General features: G+C 60.8%; 13 protein-coding genes and 1 tRNA gene. 3 read left to right on the top strand and 11 right to left on the bottom strand.

Features of this window, described 5'->3' with window-relative positions:
* Positions 1-5: 5 nt before the first annotated feature.
* Positions 6-101: transfer RNA gene (locus PspCFBP13508_RS03460), tRNA-Sec, on the top strand.
* A gap of 101 nt (positions 102-202) precedes the next feature.
* Here PspCFBP13508_RS03460 and PspCFBP13508_RS03455 read toward each other — a convergent pair.
* The 8 genes from PspCFBP13508_RS03455 to PspCFBP13508_RS03385 all read right to left on the bottom strand — a co-directional run bounded on the left by PspCFBP13508_RS03455 (position 203) and on the right by PspCFBP13508_RS03385 (position 8,523).
* Entirely contained in the window at positions 203-493 is a 291-nt protein-coding gene (locus PspCFBP13508_RS03455) for a type II toxin-antitoxin system RelE/ParE family toxin (RefSeq protein ID WP_041480302.1), read from the bottom strand.
* On the bottom strand, positions 486-731 hold the full coding sequence (locus tag PspCFBP13508_RS03450; RefSeq protein WP_122505613.1) for a type II toxin-antitoxin system ParD family antitoxin: 246 nt from the start codon (positions 729-731) through the stop codon (positions 486-488). The genes PspCFBP13508_RS03455 and PspCFBP13508_RS03450 overlap by 8 nt, the downstream gene beginning before the upstream one ends.
* Positions 732-1,072: 341 nt before the next feature.
* The gene (locus tag PspCFBP13508_RS03445; protein ID WP_137213656.1) at positions 1,073-1,432 is read right to left on the bottom strand and encodes a hypothetical protein; all 360 of its coding nucleotides are present in this window, start codon (positions 1,430-1,432) and stop codon (positions 1,073-1,075) included.
* Positions 1,433-1,890: 458 nt separating this feature from the next.
* The gene (locus PspCFBP13508_RS03440; protein WP_016774812.1) at positions 1,891-2,400 is read right to left on the bottom strand and encodes a hypothetical protein; all 510 of its coding nucleotides are present in this window, start codon (positions 2,398-2,400) and stop codon (positions 1,891-1,893) included.
* 8 nt (positions 2,401-2,408) lie between these two features.
* Complete coding sequence (locus PspCFBP13508_RS03435; protein WP_024013038.1) at positions 2,409-2,924, bottom strand: hypothetical protein; 516 nt, start codon at positions 2,922-2,924, stop codon at positions 2,409-2,411.
* Positions 2,921-3,574, bottom strand: a complete 654-nt coding sequence (locus tag PspCFBP13508_RS03430) for a hypothetical protein (protein ID WP_056786867.1) — start codon at positions 3,572-3,574, stop codon at positions 2,921-2,923. Before PspCFBP13508_RS03430 ends, PspCFBP13508_RS03435 begins: the two co-directional genes overlap by 4 nt.
* 226 nt (positions 3,575-3,800) lie before the next feature.
* On the bottom strand, positions 3,801-5,096 hold the full coding sequence (locus PspCFBP13508_RS03425; RefSeq protein ID WP_137213805.1) for an OprD family porin: 1,296 nt from the start codon (positions 5,094-5,096) through the stop codon (positions 3,801-3,803).
* A gap of 1,723 nt (positions 5,097-6,819) precedes the next feature.
* Positions 6,820-8,523: an amidase gene (locus PspCFBP13508_RS03385; protein ID WP_137213651.1), complete on the bottom strand. Its 1,704-nt coding sequence runs from the start codon at positions 8,521-8,523 to the stop codon at positions 6,820-6,822.
* 442 nt (positions 8,524-8,965) lie between these two features.
* On the opposite strand from PspCFBP13508_RS03385, the gene PspCFBP13508_RS03380 reads away from it, so the two are divergent.
* On the top strand, positions 8,966-10,081 hold the full coding sequence (locus tag PspCFBP13508_RS03380) for an AI-2E family transporter (RefSeq protein WP_137213650.1): 1,116 nt from the start codon (positions 8,966-8,968) through the stop codon (positions 10,079-10,081).
* A gap of 10 nt (positions 10,082-10,091) precedes the next feature.
* The gene (locus PspCFBP13508_RS03375; RefSeq protein WP_137213649.1) at positions 10,092-11,705 is read left to right on the top strand and encodes a mechanosensitive ion channel domain-containing protein; all 1,614 of its coding nucleotides are present in this window, start codon (positions 10,092-10,094) and stop codon (positions 11,703-11,705) included.
* Between the two features lie 3 nt (positions 11,706-11,708).
* Here PspCFBP13508_RS03375 and PspCFBP13508_RS03370 read toward each other — a convergent pair whose 3' ends face one another.
* The 3 genes from PspCFBP13508_RS03370 to PspCFBP13508_RS03355 form a co-directional block, all read right to left on the bottom strand.
* Positions 11,709-12,974, bottom strand: a complete 1,266-nt coding sequence (locus PspCFBP13508_RS03370) for an OmpP1/FadL family transporter (protein ID WP_241669497.1) — start codon at positions 12,972-12,974, stop codon at positions 11,709-11,711.
* A 98-nt stretch (positions 12,975-13,072) separates the two neighbouring features.
* The gene (proP, locus tag PspCFBP13508_RS03365) at positions 13,073-14,575 is read right to left on the bottom strand and encodes a glycine betaine/L-proline transporter ProP (protein WP_024013032.1); all 1,503 of its coding nucleotides are present in this window, start codon (positions 14,573-14,575) and stop codon (positions 13,073-13,075) included.
* A 378-nt stretch (positions 14,576-14,953) separates the two neighbouring features.
* Entirely contained in the window at positions 14,954-16,252 is a 1,299-nt protein-coding gene (locus PspCFBP13508_RS03355; protein ID WP_137213646.1) for a carbohydrate porin, read from the bottom strand.
* Positions 16,253-16,295 lie beyond the last annotated feature (43 nt).

Raw genomic sequence — 16,295 nt, 5'->3', positions numbered from 1 at the left:
GTTCAGGAAGACAATCGCGCCCGGTGGCGCGGCCGGGCTTCAAACCCGGTTGGGGACGGCATCCGTTCCCGGGCAGGTTCGACTCCGGCTGTCTTCCGCCAGTTTCCCCAGAGCAAAAGATCGCAGCCTTTGGCAGCTCCTACATCGATTTGTAGGAGCTGACGAAGGCTGCGATCTTTTGATTTTCGGTGATACGAGAAGGTCAGAGATTGCGCTGCGCTTCCATCCGGTCATGCAAGATTCTGATTATCGCGATCCCATAGGCGGTGATTCGAAAATAAATCATGTGACTCTCCACGCTGCAGCGTCGGTAACCGGGGCGGATAGCGTCGCATGCGGGTGCTGTTTTGGGACGATCAGCCAACTGCTCGAAAGACTCAGTCAGGATGTCGATGTAGCGATTGGCCTGATCCAAACCCCATTGTTGAGCTGTATAGGTCCAGATAGCCTCAAGATCCGCTTCGGCGGCGGGGGTAAGTCGGTATTCAGCCATGCGCCCTCAACATTTTCTTTTTGAAAGCATCAGCATCGAAAGGCCGGGGGGCACCACTGGATTCTCCTTCTCGAAGGGCTGCGCGGACGGTTTCCAGTTCAGCGTTTCGCTCTTGCTCTCGACGGATCAAATCGCGGATATATTCGCTATCGTTGGTGTAATGTCCCGCTTCTATTTGAGCTTTGATCCAATGGTCTTGCTGGTCAGTCACGGTTATGGTTTTGCGTACGGTAGCCATGATCGGGCCCTTTGCGGATGGGGAACTTTGCGCAAATTATCATACTAATGGTGCGCTAACGAGTATAAGCCTAGCCGTTACAAGAACGAATCACAGCCTTCGGAAGCTCATGCGTATATCGCTCGAACTGCCGCAGGCTGCATTTTCAGACCCGCAACCGCATCTGCTGCCCGAGCACATCCATCGGGTTAAATAAATCCGTCCCTTTGTGATCGCGAGCAGGCTCGCTACCCCAAGTTCCTTCAGTGGTCGCAAAGTTTGCGTCCGACCAGGATCAATGTGGGAGCGAGCCTGCTCGCGAAGAGGCCGGCACGGGCATCGCATAACTCAGCCGGCCCGCATTAGCCCGGCAACTCCAGATTATCCAGCACCCGATTCACCGCCAGTTCCCAAAGCATGATCAGTTGCGCAATCCCCATCAGCGTCCGGCGCTGGGATGGCTTGACCAGCCCGGCGAATTCCTGGGCGATGGTTTTGGCCGAGGCGAGGGTTTCGCAGGCGTTGGCCAGCAGGTCTTCGTTTTTGGTGTCGGCGGTGACGGCGTACATGGCGCGGGGGCTGAACGGCGGTGGGGTTGAGCCGGGTGGGCAGAGGTAGTGGTCGAGGGCGCGGTCGGCGGCTTGGTGGAGTTTTTTGGAGTCGAGGGATTCGTAGGGGGAGGTGGGATCGGTTTCGGGTGGGTTGGGTGTTGGTTTGATCATGATAAAGCTCCTATTAAGTGGAGCCGTCAGGCACTGTCGCTAAACAGTAGGTGGCGGCTGTACGCAGGTTAGCGAACCGGTTATAGGCACCCGGCAGATCCGAAGGTCTCCCGCATACAGCCACCATAGCGCAGTCGCAGAATTGAACCTGCGACGAAGCATGGACCGCTGATGCACCTAATTAAGATCCGGGTCGCTAAACCCGATCGCTGATTCGTCAGCGACCGCACCACAATAGAACCCGCCCTCAAGGCGCACAAGCCGGCGGATTCTGGCGTAGCTGTAGGCAACGGCGCAAGGATTTGTAGCCTTGAGACCGTATCCGCAGGTGTCTTTTAAACAGCTTCGTTTAAATCAAAGAATTGCGCCGAACCTGATGGCCTCTTCGCGAGCAGGCTCGCTCCCTCATTGCAATTCATTGCGCCGCAGTCCACCGCACCAGCCCCCATCACCCAGCCTCACGGCTGATACGGAATCACCTTGTCCCGGTCCATTTCCACCAACAACTGGTCGAGCATCTGCCGTTTGTTCTCGACCCCGGGAATCGGCACATACCACGTCATCACGCTCCAGCCTTCGCGGGAGTAGTTGTAGGTTTTGAGCAGTTGGCCATCCTTGAAGACCGAGCCGCGCAGGTTGTCCTGGTAGTGGTAGGGCATCGGGAAGGTGAACAGGGTGAAAACGTTGACCAGCGCCAGCCAGTTGACCTTGCCGTCGCTGGGTTCGGTGATCAACAGGCTGTAGCCGTTGCGGGTGTAACCGCCGTCGAGCATCGAGAACGCGCCGGTCTTTTTCAGGACGCTGACGGTTTCGCGCTGATGCTGCTCGTCGATGCGCGTATACGCCGGCCCCATGCCTAGCGTGACCGGCACGTAGGCCTGATCGGCATGGTAATCGAGCGGCTGCAAGGTGTTGGCGCAGCCGCCCAGCATCAGTGAGGCACAGAGCAGGCCGGCGACTTTTATCATCGCGCGGCTCATTGCGCGACTGCCGGGATCAGCCGGTCCTGCTGCACATCCTGCGCGAAGGCGCGGGCGATGCGGCCGAGGTTCTGTTCGCGCATCTCGCCGCCCTGATCCAATAGCCAGACGTATTTTTGAGTGATGTTGCGATAGGTGTATTGCTTCAGTCGCTTGTCACCCTGGTACACGGTGAATTCGGTTTGCGTATCGAATTCGTTCGACAGCGGCAGCAAGAACAACGTCGCGGTGCTCAGCAGAATCACCGGAAACGGCGGCAGGTGACGTTCCACATTGAGTTTGACCTGCACGTTGTACTCGTCAGCTTTACCGCTGCCGGTTTCGATGGTGCGGAACACACCGGTCTGACGCAGGTGGTTGCGCAGGCTGGAGCCGTTTTCCGGGTCATCGACCATAACGTGAATCGGCTGCAGATAATCCTGAGCGTCCGTAAGCGTACGCTCGGGCAAGGTGTTGGTCGCCGCGCAACCGGTCAACAGAGCGGCGGCGGTGAGGGCGATGATTTTTTTCATGGTTTGGCGTCCACGGCAATACCCGGGATGGGGCCGGTGAAGATGTAGGGCTGAGCACTGTTCAGGTCGAGTTTCAGCGGTTGCAGCGTTGGCAATCCTGGCGCCAGACGTTGCGCAATCAGCGCATCGCGGGCGTTCTGATCACTCCAGCGGAACGCGCAGAAACCGGCTGTCAGGCAGAACGAGCGGAACTCGCCGATGTAATAGGCCTTGCCGGGTTCCAGGCGCATCGGCAGGTTGAATTTCTCCCGCGCCTCTCTCGAGGTGAAAACAGTGCCTAGCCCAGGTTGATAACGTGCGGAAAAGAACTGGAAATCATAGAACTCGTAATCGCCCGGCTTCAGGGGAAGCACGAATACGCTCGCTGCGCCGACACCGTCCTGAACATCCTGCGGCGTGGAGTAAGCGCCGGCCATTTTCCAGACGCCGGCCGCACCGTATTCGGAACCGCGTTTGCGGAAAAAGATTCGCTGGTTGTCAGCGGCTGATTGCTTGAGTGATTGCGGCCCGATTGAGCCAACGAGATAACTGACTGGCTCGCTTGCCTTGGGTTGCAAGGGTTCGCTGACCCAGGAAGCGCTTTCGGTAATGCAGCCGCTGAGCGTCGCGGCGAGCACGACGGCCGCTCCGAGTTTGAATAGCTGAAACATGTACATCCCTGAATCTGCTTGCGTTGATTGACTACAAACAGGAAGGTCAATCAATGCCTTCCTGGCTTGGCTTTTTATGCGGGGGCGCAGAATAAACGAGGTGATGGCACTTGGCTAGCCGCTGTAGGCGCTGCGGTACGCTGAAATCATTTGATTTTGATCTCAAGGAGCAAACTCATGGTTTGTGGCCGACGCAGGAACCTGTGGGCGGGTTGATCGTTTTACCTCAAAAACCCAACGGGTACTGAACGACCACGTAAATCCGGTCAATGTCATCCCCAGCCTGCGCTTCGTTGGCGCGGTGGGTGACGTGCGACAGCTGCAGCGACAGATCCTTTGCGGTGCCGGATTGCACGACATATTTCAGGTCGATATCGCGTTCCCAGTGCTTGCCGCCGCTGCCTTGTTGCGGTTGATAGTCGCCGCTGTCGGCGTCGAACGGGTTGTAGGCGCCGCCCCTCGGCGCGTGGGTGCCGTCAATGTGGCTGCCGCTGACGTAGCGGGTCATGAAGTTCAGGCCGGGGATGCCGAAGGCGCCGAGGTCGAGGTCGTAGCGGGCTTGCCAGGAGCGTTCGTTGGCGCCGTTGAAGTCGGCGTATTTGATCGAGTTGGCGAGGTAGATCGAGTCGCCGCCGACGAAATCGAACGGCGTGTCGCCATTGATCCGCTGCCAGCCAAGCATCACCGCGTGTGGGCCGAAGCTGTATTTGCCGGAGAGGCTAAGGGCGGTGTTATCGATCTCGCCGGCCACTGCGCGGCCGGTGTCGCGGGTGTGGTAGAGGTTGGCGTCGAGCAGCACGCCGGACTGTTTGAAGTGCAGATTGCCGTAATACTGGTGCCAGGTGTCGCTCAGTTCCGAGGCATACAACGCGCCGCCGATCGGGCTTGAGCTGAATAGATCGGCGCCGACGAAGCTGATGCCGCCCGCTTCGGTGTTCGCGCCGTAGCCGTAGAAGTCGCCTTTGCCGGAGGAACTGTCCTGGTTCTTGAACGCGGTGAAGTGCCCGACGACCAGATTGATGTTCTCGAACTCGGCGCTGTTGAGCAAAAAGCCTGTGGCGTATTCCGGTTGCAGGCGTTTGTCGGAGGTGTCGAAGACCGGGGTTTCTACGGTCATTTCGCCGAAGGCGAGGGTGGTGCGCGAAGCTTTCAATTTGAGCGCACCGCCCGCGCTGGAATAGTCGCGTTCGCTGCGGCCATCGCTGTCGACCGGTAGCAGGCCGGTGCCGGAATGGCCCTTGCCGCCGTCGAGTTTCAGGCCGGCGAAAGCGTGGGCGTCGATGCCGAAACCGACTGTGCCCTCGGTGAACCCGGATGAGAAGTTACCGATAAAGCCCTGTGCCCATTCCTGTTTGTAGTTTTTTCCGGAGGGCGTGGGCGAGCGGTAGTCGTTGCTCAGGTAGAAGTTGCGTAGCAGGACATCGCTTTTGGCGTCGTCGAAAAAGCCGCTGGCGTGGGCGGTGCCGGTCAGACCGCAGAGCATGGCAAGCAGGGTGAGGCGGGAGGGGGCGCGGTTGATCATGGTCAGGGCCGGTGGTAACAGGATGGCGCTGATGATCGGCGGATTGGCCTGGAAAGGATTGGGCCGGTGTGCTGAGTTGGCAGCCTTCACACCAAACCCTGTGGGAGCGAGCCGGCTCGCGAAAGCGGTGTGTCAGTCAGCATTTTCGTTAAACTGACACTCCGCATTCGCGAGCAGGCTCGCTCCCACAGTTTGAGTCGGGGTAGTCAGGTAGAACTGTGGCGGCTGTCAGGCCGCCATCGCTGGCAAGCCAGCTCCCACAGAGATTGCGGGTGTACACATCAGAGGCGATCACCCGCGCATATTTTAGGAGCGAGCCTGCTCGCGAAAGCGGTGTGTCAGTCAGCATTTTCGTTAACTGACACTCCGCATTCGCGAGCAGGCTCGCTCCCACAGTTTGAGTCGGGGTAGTCAGGTAGAAATGTGGCGTTTGTCCGGCCGCTATCGCTGGCAAGCCAGCTCCCACAGGGTTTGTGGGTGTACACATCAGAGGCGATCACCCGCGCATATTGTAGGAGCGAGCCTGCTCGCGAAAGCGGTGTGTCAGTCAGCATTTTCGTCAACTGACACTCCGCATTCGCGAGCAGGCTCGCTCCCACAGTTTGAGTCGGGGTAGTCAGGTAGAACTGTGGCGGCTGTCAGGCCGCCATCGCTGGCAAGCCAGCTCCCACAGAGATTGTGGGTGTACACATCAGAGGCGATCACCCGCGCATATTGTAGGAGCGAGCCTGCTCGCGAAAGCGGTGTGTCAGTCAGCATTTTCGTCAACTGACACTCCGCATTCGCGAGCAGGCTCGCTCCCACAGTTTGAGTCGGGGTAGTCAGGTAGAACTGTGGCGGCTGTCAGGCCGCCATCGCTGGCAAGCCAGCTCCCACAGAGATTGTGGGTGTACACATCAGAGGCGATCACCCGCGCATATTGTAGGAGCGAGCCTGCTCGCGAAAGCGGTGTGTCAGTCAGCATTTTCGTCAACTGACACTCCGCATTCGCGAGCAGGCTCGCTCCCACAGTTTGAGTCGGGGTAGTCAGGTAGAACTGTGGCGGCTGTCAGGCCGCCATCGCTGGCAAGCCAGCTCCCACAGAGATTGTGGGTGTACACATCAGAGGCGATCACCCGCGCATATTGTAGGAGCGAGCCTGCTCGCGAAAGCGGTGTGTCAGTCAGCATTTTCGTCAACTGACACTCCGCATTCGCGAGCAGGCTCGCTCCCACAGTTTGAGTCGGGGTAGTCAGGTAGAACTGTGGCGGCTGTCAGGCCGCCATCGCTGGCAAGCCAGCTCCCACAGAGATTGTGGGTGTACACATCAGAGGCGATCACCCGCGCATATTGTAGGAGCGAGCCTGCTCGCGAAAGCGGTGTGTCAGTCAGCATTTTCGTCAACTGACACTCCGCATTCGCGAGCAGGCTCGCTCCCAAAGTTTGAGTCGGGGTAGTCAGGTAGAACTGTGGCGGCTGTCAGGCCGCCATCGCTGGCAAGCCAGCTCCCACAGAGATTGCGGGTGTACACATCAGAGGCGATCACCCGCGCATATTGTAGGAGCGAGCCTGCTCGCGAAAGCGGTGTGTCAGTCAGCATTTTCGTCAACTGACACTCCGCATTCGCGAGCAGGCTCGCTCCCACAGTTTGAGTCGGGGTAGTCAGGTAGAACTGTGGCGTTTGTCCGGCCGCTATCGCTGGCAAGCCAGCTCCCACAGGGTTTGTGGGAGCTGACACAGTGCATTAAGCCAGCGGCGGTGTACGCGGTGGGATCTGGCGCTTGCTGCCGGTGGATTCGAAAGCGGCGGCGAAGCGCAGCAGGTTCGAGTCGTCGTAGGCGCGGCCGGCGAAGGTCAGGCCGACGGGCATGCCGATGTCGGCCATCACGCCCATGGGCACGGTGACGGTTGGCACGCCGAGGTGGCGGATCGCGAGGTTGCCGTTGGCCACCCAGACGCCGTTGCTCCAGGCGATGTCGGCCGAAGCAGGATTGACATCCGCATCCGCCGGGCCGACGTCGGCGACGGTCGGGAACAGCACGGCGTCGAGGCCGAGGCTGTCCATCCAGTCTTCGAGGTCGATGCGTCGGGTCTGCTCCAGACCGCGCAAACCATCAGGCACGGTTGAGATTTCATTCCACGGCGTGATGCCGCGCTCGGCCATGCGCACGTACTCGTCCATGCCGGCGGCCAGATCACCTTCGCGGTTGGGCAGGGTGCCCGGGTCGTGCGGGAAGATCTTCGGCCCGTCGACATCGACCAGACGATTAAGCTTCGGGTCACCGTTGGCCTGCAGGAAGTCGTCGAACGCCCAGGCAGTCAGATCCCACAGTTCATGGTGCAGAAACTCTTTCGACACCAGCCCACGGGTGAACACGGTTGGCGCGCCAGGGCGGTCGCCTTCGCAGTTGGAGACCAGCGGGAAATCGGTTTCGACGACTTCGGCGCCAGCGGCTTCCAGGGCCTGACGCGCCTGTTTCCACAAATCGATCACGGACGCGCGGGTGTTGATGCGCTGGCCAGTCGGGCCGCCAATGCCGGGGGCTTCGCTGGTGCCAGCGTCCGGGTCGGCATTGATGTACATGCGCGGGATGGCAAAGCGTTTGCCCGCCAGCGCTTTGGCGTCGGCGGCCAGTTCGCTGTATGCAGCCGGGCGCACTTCGCTGACGCGCGGGATCGGCACCCACGGTTGCAAGCGCCAGAGGTCGCCACGGGTATCGGTATCTTCGGCGACGACCACATCGAGCACTTCGAGCAGGTCGGCCATGGTCCGCGCGAACGGCACGACGACGTCCATGGTCGGGGTCAACGGCCAGTTGCCGCGCACGGAGATTACGCCGCGCGACGGGGTGTAGGCGCACAGGCCGTTGTTCGACGCAGGGCCACGACCGCTCGACCAGGTTTCCTCGGCCAGACCGAACGCAGCGAAACTCGCAGCGGTCGCGGTGCCAGCGCCGTTGGACGAGCCGGAGGCGAACGGTGCGGTGAGGTAAGCGGCGTTGTACGGGCTTTCAGCGCGGCCATAAACGCCGCGTTGCATGCCGCCATTGGCCATCGGCGGCATGTTGGTCTTGCCCAGGCAAATCGCCCCGGCAGCGCGCAGGCGCTCGATGGTGAAGGCGTCGCGATGGGCGATCAGATCGGCGAACGCCGGACTGCCGGAGGCGGCGGTCAGGCCCTTGACCAGATAGCTGTCCTTGGCGGTGTAGGGAATGCCATCGAGCGGGCCGAGGGTTTCACCGTTGGCACGGCGGGCGTCGGAGGCGCGGGCTTCGTTCAGCGCTTCGGGGTTGCGCACGACGACGGCGTTGAGTGCCGTCGGGGTGTCGGCGCCATCGTAGGCATCAATGCGCGCCAGATAGGCCTGCACCAGCTCCACGGCAGTGGTCTGGCCGGATTCGAGGGCGGCGCGCAGTTGCGCGATGGAGACTTCGGTGACTTCGATCATGGGGTCACCTGTAGAGCGTGGATGTTCTGGGCAGGGGTTTTCATAGCGGTTCTCGTGGCACGGCTTGAAGCGACAAGGTCGGGACTGGCGCCTATTTAACACCATGCGGCGGGCGGAGTAATCGGTGGGGTGATGGTTTTGTTGGTAGATGGCCTGAGCATCCGTGCTGCCTGACCTTGCGCTTTCGCGAGCAGGCTCGCTCCCACACTGGATTTGTGGGCGGGTTGAGATTGAGGATTAACGCAAAGCCCGATGGGAGCGAGCCTGCTCGCGAAGGTGCGGCAGATTCAAAAGGGTCTTGGCCCTGAAATACTGCTTTCGCCAGCAGGCTTGCTCCCACATGTGTTGTGTAAACCGATAATCCCGCGCCCCACAGGAAGACCAGCCCAACATGTTCTAGGCTCAGCGCATCCCGAATGCTGCGCCGCTCAGGAATGTTCCCATGGAAGAGAAGCCACTGATTGCCTTCAACAGTTCCAAAGCCTTGCTCGACGTACTGATCCGCGCCGGGTTGATCGCGACCCTGGTGCTGTTCTGCTACGACATTTTCCATCCGTTTCTCAATGTGATGCTGTGGGCGCTGATCCTCGCAGTCACGCTGTACCCGCTGAACCAGAAACTCGGCGCAAAACTCGGCAACCGTTACGGTTGGGCGGCGATTGTGCTGGTGTTGCTCGGCTTGGTGATCCTGATGGTGCCGCTGAGCCTGCTCGGCGCATCCGTGGCCGATTCGGTGAAGGTGGGCATGCAAACCGTGGAAACGGGGCAGTTCGAGATTCCGCCGCCACCCGCCAATGTCGCCGACTGGCCGCTGATCGGTGCGCCGTTGTATGGCATCTGGATGCACGCTTCGCAGGACCTGAGCTGGGTGTTCAAGGAACTGGCGCCGCACCTGACCAGTTGGGGGCGGGTGCTGTTGCATCAGGCCGCCGGCGTCGGCGCAGGTATCGTGGTGTTTGTCGTGGCGCTGATTGTCGCCGGACTGATCATGACCCACGGCGAACGCGGCCATCGCACGGCTGTGGCGATTACCCAGCGTATTTCCGGGCCGGTGCGTGGCCCGCAGATCGCGCAACTGTGCACCTCGACCATTCGCGCGGTGGCGCAGGGCGTGGTCGGTATCGCTTTTATCCAGATGATCTTGATCGGTGTGGCACTGGTGATCATGGGCGTGCCCGCTGCCGGTGTGCTGGCGTTGATGGTGTTGCTGCTGGGCATCATGCAACTGCCGGTGCTGCTGGTTACCGTGCCGGTGGTGGTGTTTGTCTTTGCCCATGACGGCGTCGGTCCCGGCACGATCATATTCGCCGTGTGGATGGTGATCGCCGGGCTTTCCGACAACGTGCTCAAGCCGATGTTGCTCGGGCGTGGCGTGGCCGTGCCGATGCCGGTGGTGCTGATCGGCGCGCTGGGCGGCATGGTCACCAGCGGCATCATCGGCCTGTTCACCGGGCCGGTGATTCTCGCGGTCGGTTATGAATTGTTCATCGGCTGGGTCTATCAACCGGCCGACGTCAGCGAAGTGCTGGACGAAACCTCTCACGACAATCAGCCATAAGGAACGGTGCATGCGTAACAGGCTGATGGTGCTGGCGATGCTGCTGGCTGCAACACTGTGGTCCGGGCTCGGCCAGGCATTGGAAGACACCACGACAGCAACGGACGAAGCGGTAGAACTGAAGGTGGCCAACCGCAGCATCATGCTGTTTCGCGCGACGATCCTCGGCGAGGCGCCGGCCTCACGGGTCAAGCGGGCGAAGCGGGTGATCAGTGAAGCGCTGGAGGAAGACCCTGAGCTGAAAATCAGCACTGATTCGATCCAGAACAGCTACATGGTGCTGATCGGCAATACCCGTGCGTTCATCGTTGCACCGAAAGATGTCGACAGCCTGGCCTATTCCTCGGTGCAGGAAGCCGCCGAGGGCGCAGCGGAAAAACTGCGCCAGGTGGTCAACGAGACCCGCGAGGCGCGCAACGTGCAGATGGTTGTGCGTTCGCTGGCGCTGGTGGCGGTGGCCACGCTGATCTATCTGGCGCTGCTCTGGTGCCTGTCATGGCTGCGCCACAAGCTGTTGGCGAAACTGCCGGCGCTGATGGATCGCCACACCAAGGCGCTGAAGGTCGGGCGGGTGCAACTGATCGATTCGAATTTTCTCTACCCGTTGGTCAGCCGCTGTCTGTTGTTCCTGCGTTGGTTGCTGATCCTGCTGCTGTCCTACGAATGGCTGGGTTTTGTCCTGTCACGCTTCCCGTATACGCGGCCGTGGGGCGAAAGCCTCAACAACTATCTCGTTGAACTGGCCAGTTATCTGTTGCAGGGCATCGTTGATGCGATACCGGGGCTGGGCGTGGCGCTGGCGATTTTCTTCATCGCCCGGGGCGTGACCGCATTTACCCGACGCATCCTGCGCCGGATGGCCGCGCCGGGGACGTTCAACTGGCTCAACCATGAAACCCTGCAACCGACGCAACGCCTGACCGCACTGGCAGTCTGGCTGTTTGCGCTGGCGATGGCTTATCCCTATCTGCCGGGCGCCGGGACCGATGCGTTCAAAGGCTTGTCGGTGCTGATCGGTTTGATGATTTCCCTCGGCGCCACCAGTGTTGTCGGGCAAGCGGCGGCCGGGTTGATCCTGACCTACACGCGGACCCTGCGCCCCGGCGAGTTTGTCAGGATCGGCGAGTACGAAGGCACCGTCACCGAGCTGGGCATGTTCACCACGCGGATTCGCACCGGCCTCGGTGAAGTGCTGACGCTGCCCAACTCGATGATCACCGGCACCGTGACCAAGAACTACTCGCGCACCGTGCAAGGTCCGGGCTACGTGGTCGACACGGTGGTGACCATCGGCTACGACACGCCATGGCGCCAGGTCGAAGCGATGCTGCTGGAGGCGGCCAAACGCACGCCGGGCGTGCTCGAAGACCCGCCGGCGCAGGTGTTCCAGACCGCGTTGTCGGACTTCTATCCCGAGTATCGCCTGGTGGCCCAGGCCATCCCCAGCCAGCCGCGCCCGCGTGCGGTGTTGCTGAGCATGCTCCACGCCAATATTCAGGATGTGTTCAACGAATATGGCGTGCAGATCATGTCGCCGCATTACCTGGGCGATCCGCAGCAGGAAAAACGCGTGCCGCCGGAGCAGTGGTTCACCGCACCGGCGCAGGCACCGAAGGATCAGTGATCCCTAGAAACGCCAGACCACGCCGCCGCCCAGCACATGCAGGGCGGCGTTTTTGTATTCGCCGGAGACCGAGCCACCGGAGCGCGCTTTGGTCTGTTGCACGTCCATGTCGCCGAGGTAGATCAGCGTGTAGCTCATGTGCACATCGACATCGTCCTGCAATGCATAGCTGACCCCGGTCGCCAGGCGCCACGCTTCGTTCATCGGGTTGTCGACGGTGCGATCCTTGTCGTCCACTGCCGAGGAGTCGTAACCGAGGCCGACGTTCCAGCGCAGTTTCGGGTTGATCTGGTGCTGCGCGCCGATCGAGGCATGCCAGGTGTCCTTGTATTGCCGCTGCGCAGTTCTGGACGTCGAGCCCAGGTCGGTATCGACTTCCACGCCGACCTTGCCGAAATCGCTCCAGTCCTGCCAGCCGAGGCTGCCGAGCAGCGTCCACTGCGGATCGAGCTGGTAGGACACGCTGGTGGTGACGGTCTGCGGCACGTTCATGTCGACGTTCAGCTGATCGGCGTCGAGACGGTTGAGCGCCAGACGCAGCAGCGGATTGGTGATTTTCTTCAGCTCGGGTTGGTCTTCGAATTTGAGCTTGATCGTGCTGGTCCAGGCCAGCCCGAGCTTTGTGCGCTCGTTGAGGTTGTAGAGCACGCCGACGTTGGCGCCCGTGCCCCAGTCGGTGTCCTTGTAGCGCAACTGACCATCCTCGGCGTTGCCCAGACCGAGCACGTTATTGTTGACCGCCACTTCGGTGCGGAAGTAGCCAAGCATGAAGCGCGGGCCGAGGCCGACGGACAGGTCGTCAGTGATTTTGTAGGCATAGGTGGGCTGGAATGACACGCCGAGAATGGCCGACTCCTGGGTGAAATAGCGCCCGGCCCAGTCATCGTCGTAATCCACCGCCAGACCGAAATTGCCGTACATGCCGAAGCCGATCGAGGAGCGCTCATCGAGTTGATGGCTGATGAAAAAGCTGGAGCCGGGCAGGTACTTCAAGGCGTTGCCACCTTCGTTGCCGCCGAAGGTATTGGCGTTGTCGCGGGAGAAGCTGACGTCGCCGAGGATCAACTGCGCGTTGAAGTTGATCTGAGTGCCGGCCAGTTGGCTGATGCCCGCCGGGTTGGTCATCAGAATGCTCGGGTCGCTGGCCATGACCGCAGAACCGGCGTTGGCCAGCCCTGTGCCTTCGTGGCCGGCCTCGTAAATCATTATGCCGCCGGCTTCGGCCTGGAGGCTGGCGAAGAGCAATCCGCCAGCGACCGAACTTTTCATCAGCTTGAACATGTGGACTCCTTGAGTGGCATGCGATCCGGTTTCAAGGCTAGCTCAAGCTTGGCGCGGCGTCGGACCGATTGCCGACGCCGCACTGATCAATCGATGCGCGGATGCTGGAGCGCCAGTTCCTTGCGCTTGGCTTCCAGCGCGGCGATTTCGGCATCGATGTCTTCGATTTTCTGCTCGATGTTGTCGTGGTGTTCCTGCAACAGCTCCTTGGCCTCTTCCAGGTCCGAAGCCGCCGGGGCCGCGCCGCGCAGGGGCTTGTTGGCGGTTTCCTTCATGGTCACGCCAGTGACCAGACCGACCACGGCGATGACCATCAGGTAATACGCAGGCATGTACAGATCGTTGGTGCTTTCCACCAGCCAGGCCACGGCAGTCGGGGTCAGACCGGCGATCAGCACCGAGACGTTGAAGGCACTGGCCAGCGCGCTGTAGCGGATGTGCGTGGGGAACATCGCCGGCAGGGTCGAGGCCATCACGCCGATGAAGAAGTTGAGCAGCACCGCGAGGATCAGCAGGCCGGAGAAGATCAGGCCGATGCTGCCACTGTTGATCAGCATGAATGCCGGAATGGCGAAAATGAACAGGCCAATGCTGCCGACGACGATGAAAGGCTTGCGGCCGATCTTGTCGCTGATGAAACCGATCAGCGGCTGCACGAAGAGCATGCCGACCATGATCGCGATGATGATCAGCACGCCGTGGTTTTCGCTGTAGTGCAGGTTGTGCGTCAGGTAACTCGGCATGTAGGTGAGCAGCATGTAATAGGTGACGTTGGTCGCCGCCACTACGCCGATGCAGGTCATCAGGCTGCGCCAGTGTTTGGTTGCGACTTCCTTGAACGACACCTTCGGGCCACCAGCGAGGCCTTCGCGGTCGCCTTGTTCGAGTTTTTCCACGTGCTGCTGGAACGCCGGGGTTTCTTCGAGGGCGTGGCGCAGATACAGGCCGATCATGCCCAGCGGCAGGGCGAGGAAGAACGGAATCCGCCAGCCCCATTCTTCGAAGCGCTGTTCACCGAGAATCGTCGAGATCAGCACCACGACACCGGCGCCGAAGACGAAACCGGCGATCGAGCCGAAATCCAGCCAACTGCCGAGGAAGCCGCGCTTACGGTCGGGCGCGTATTCAGCGACGAAGATCGAGGCGCCGGTGTATTCGCCACCGACCGAGAAACCTTGGGCCATTTTCGCCAGCAACAGCAGGATCGGCGCCCAGATGCCGATCGAGGCATAGGACGGAATCAGGCCGATGGCGAAGGTGCTCAGGGACATGATGACGATGGTCGCGGCGAGGACTTTCTGCCGTCCGTACTTGTCGCCCAGCGCACCGAAGAACAAACCGCCAAGCGGACGGATGAGGAAGGGCACGGAGAAGGTCGCCAGCGCGGCGATCATTTGCACGCCGGGATCGGCGCCGGGGAAGAAGACCTTGCCGAGCACATAGGCGACAAAGCCGTAGACGCCAAAGTCGAACCATTCCATGGCGTTGCCCAGTGCGGCGGCGGTGATCGCCTTGCGCATCTTGGCGTCGTCGACAATGGTGATGTCTTTCAAACCGATCGGTTTGACGGTGTTCTTGCGTGATTTCATTGCGCTGTTCCCGCTCGCTGATCCAGATTACCGCTGCGATGCCATCTCCATGATGGCGCCGGCTCTTCTGGCTCAGATACATGCGGACACGAAATAATTCACCGATGGGCTGGAATTAATTTCCTGCCCGCCGCAAATCCTCTGCATCCCGCTACGGCAGCGGCGAATCCAACTCTCCGACCTGATCCAAACCCCCTGTGGGAGCGAGCCTGCTCGCGAAGTCGGCGCTACATTCAACATCGCAGTCGCCTGACCCGGCGCTTTCGCGAGCAGGCTCGCTCCCACAGTGGTTTTGTGTTCTGCAGAGATTTTGCGCACGCCGCCAATCCTGTAGGTGTGAGCCTGCTCGCGATGACGGCAGCCCTTTCACCACAAGGCTTAAAGCGCAGCCTTCACCTGCAACCCCACCACCAGCGCATTGTCGATGTCCTGCCCGGAAAACGCCCCCGGTTCGATGATGTATTGCAGGTTCGGGCGCAGGGTCAGCCATGGGGTGGCCTGATAGCCATAGCCCAACTCAATCAACTGTTCGGCACTGTCGAGGTTCGGAAACGCAGCACCATTGGCCAGCGCGGCATCCTGCTGCACATCGCGGCTGCGCGGGTTCGGCACGGCGCGGCCATAGCCCAGAGCGAGGGTGTCACGCGGACGGCCTTCGAATGGTTTGTACAAAACCACGCCGGTGCCGTACCACTTGCTGAACGGCGAGGCGGCTTCACTGGCCGCCGAATACTGACCGAATGCATGCAGGCTGCGGCCCTCGGAGGTCGGCGAACGCCAGACTGCCTGATCGATCAGCAAATAGTGCCCGCCACGCCCGGACACCTCGTCGTCGCTGCCAATGCGTTTGACGTCGGAGCTGTCGTAGTAATAGCCGAGCTTGTACTCACCCGGCAGCTCGCCGGCGTGCTTGTACACCAACTCGATCGGCACGACGGTGCCAGTGGTGTGCTTCGGCCCCAGATGCCAGGCGCGGCTGGAATTGCCGTTACTTTCTGGATCGACGTTGAACGCCGCCACACGCAGCTGCCAGGACGGCGACAGGTCGTATTTGACCCGCACGCCCAGACGCGCGTTGGGGTAGTTGGTCCAGCCGCTGCCGCCGGACATGTTCAGCGGGTGACCGCAGAAACCGGCGTTCATGAAGTTGCACAGAATGCCGCTGTCGAGGCCGCCGAGGTCGTTGCCCATGGCCATGTAGCCGAGCTTCACGTTCAGCGCCGGGGTGAACAGGCTGCGCTCATAACTCAGTTCAGTCAGGCGCGTGTACAAACCGCCGTAGTTTTCCTGAATCGGCAGGCGGTTGCCGACCAGATCTTCCGAAGCGCTGTTGCCGCGCCGGTCATTGATGGTCAGTTGCACTTTGCCGGCGTTGTCGACGCCGTAGAGTTTGCTCAGATCAAACTGCACGCCGAGCTTGATGTTCTGCGAGTAGCGCGCCGAACGGTGCAGGCCGCCGTCGGCGTTGTAAGCGGTTTCGCCGCTGTAATCGCCAGTGAACTTGATGCCGTCTTCATCGAGTTGATGACGCAAGCCGCCCCAGTCACCGGACAAGGTGCTGCGGGTCAGTAGATCGGAATCGCTGGCGGCCAGCGCGGGGAGGGCAGTGGTGCAGCTCAGGCCCAGCAACAGGCCAGTGGAAAGCTTGGTACGAGAAAAGCGAACAGCCGATGACATGTGAATCCTTCCTGCTGAAATCTTTAACGCAATAAAACGGCGA

The sequence above is a fragment of the Pseudomonas sp. CFBP13508 genome, assembly GCF_005233515.1.
In the GTDB taxonomy this organism is placed as follows: domain Bacteria; phylum Pseudomonadota; class Gammaproteobacteria; order Pseudomonadales; family Pseudomonadaceae; genus Aquipseudomonas; species Aquipseudomonas mercuritolerans.
This window is presented reverse-complemented; position numbering and strand designations above follow the sequence as displayed.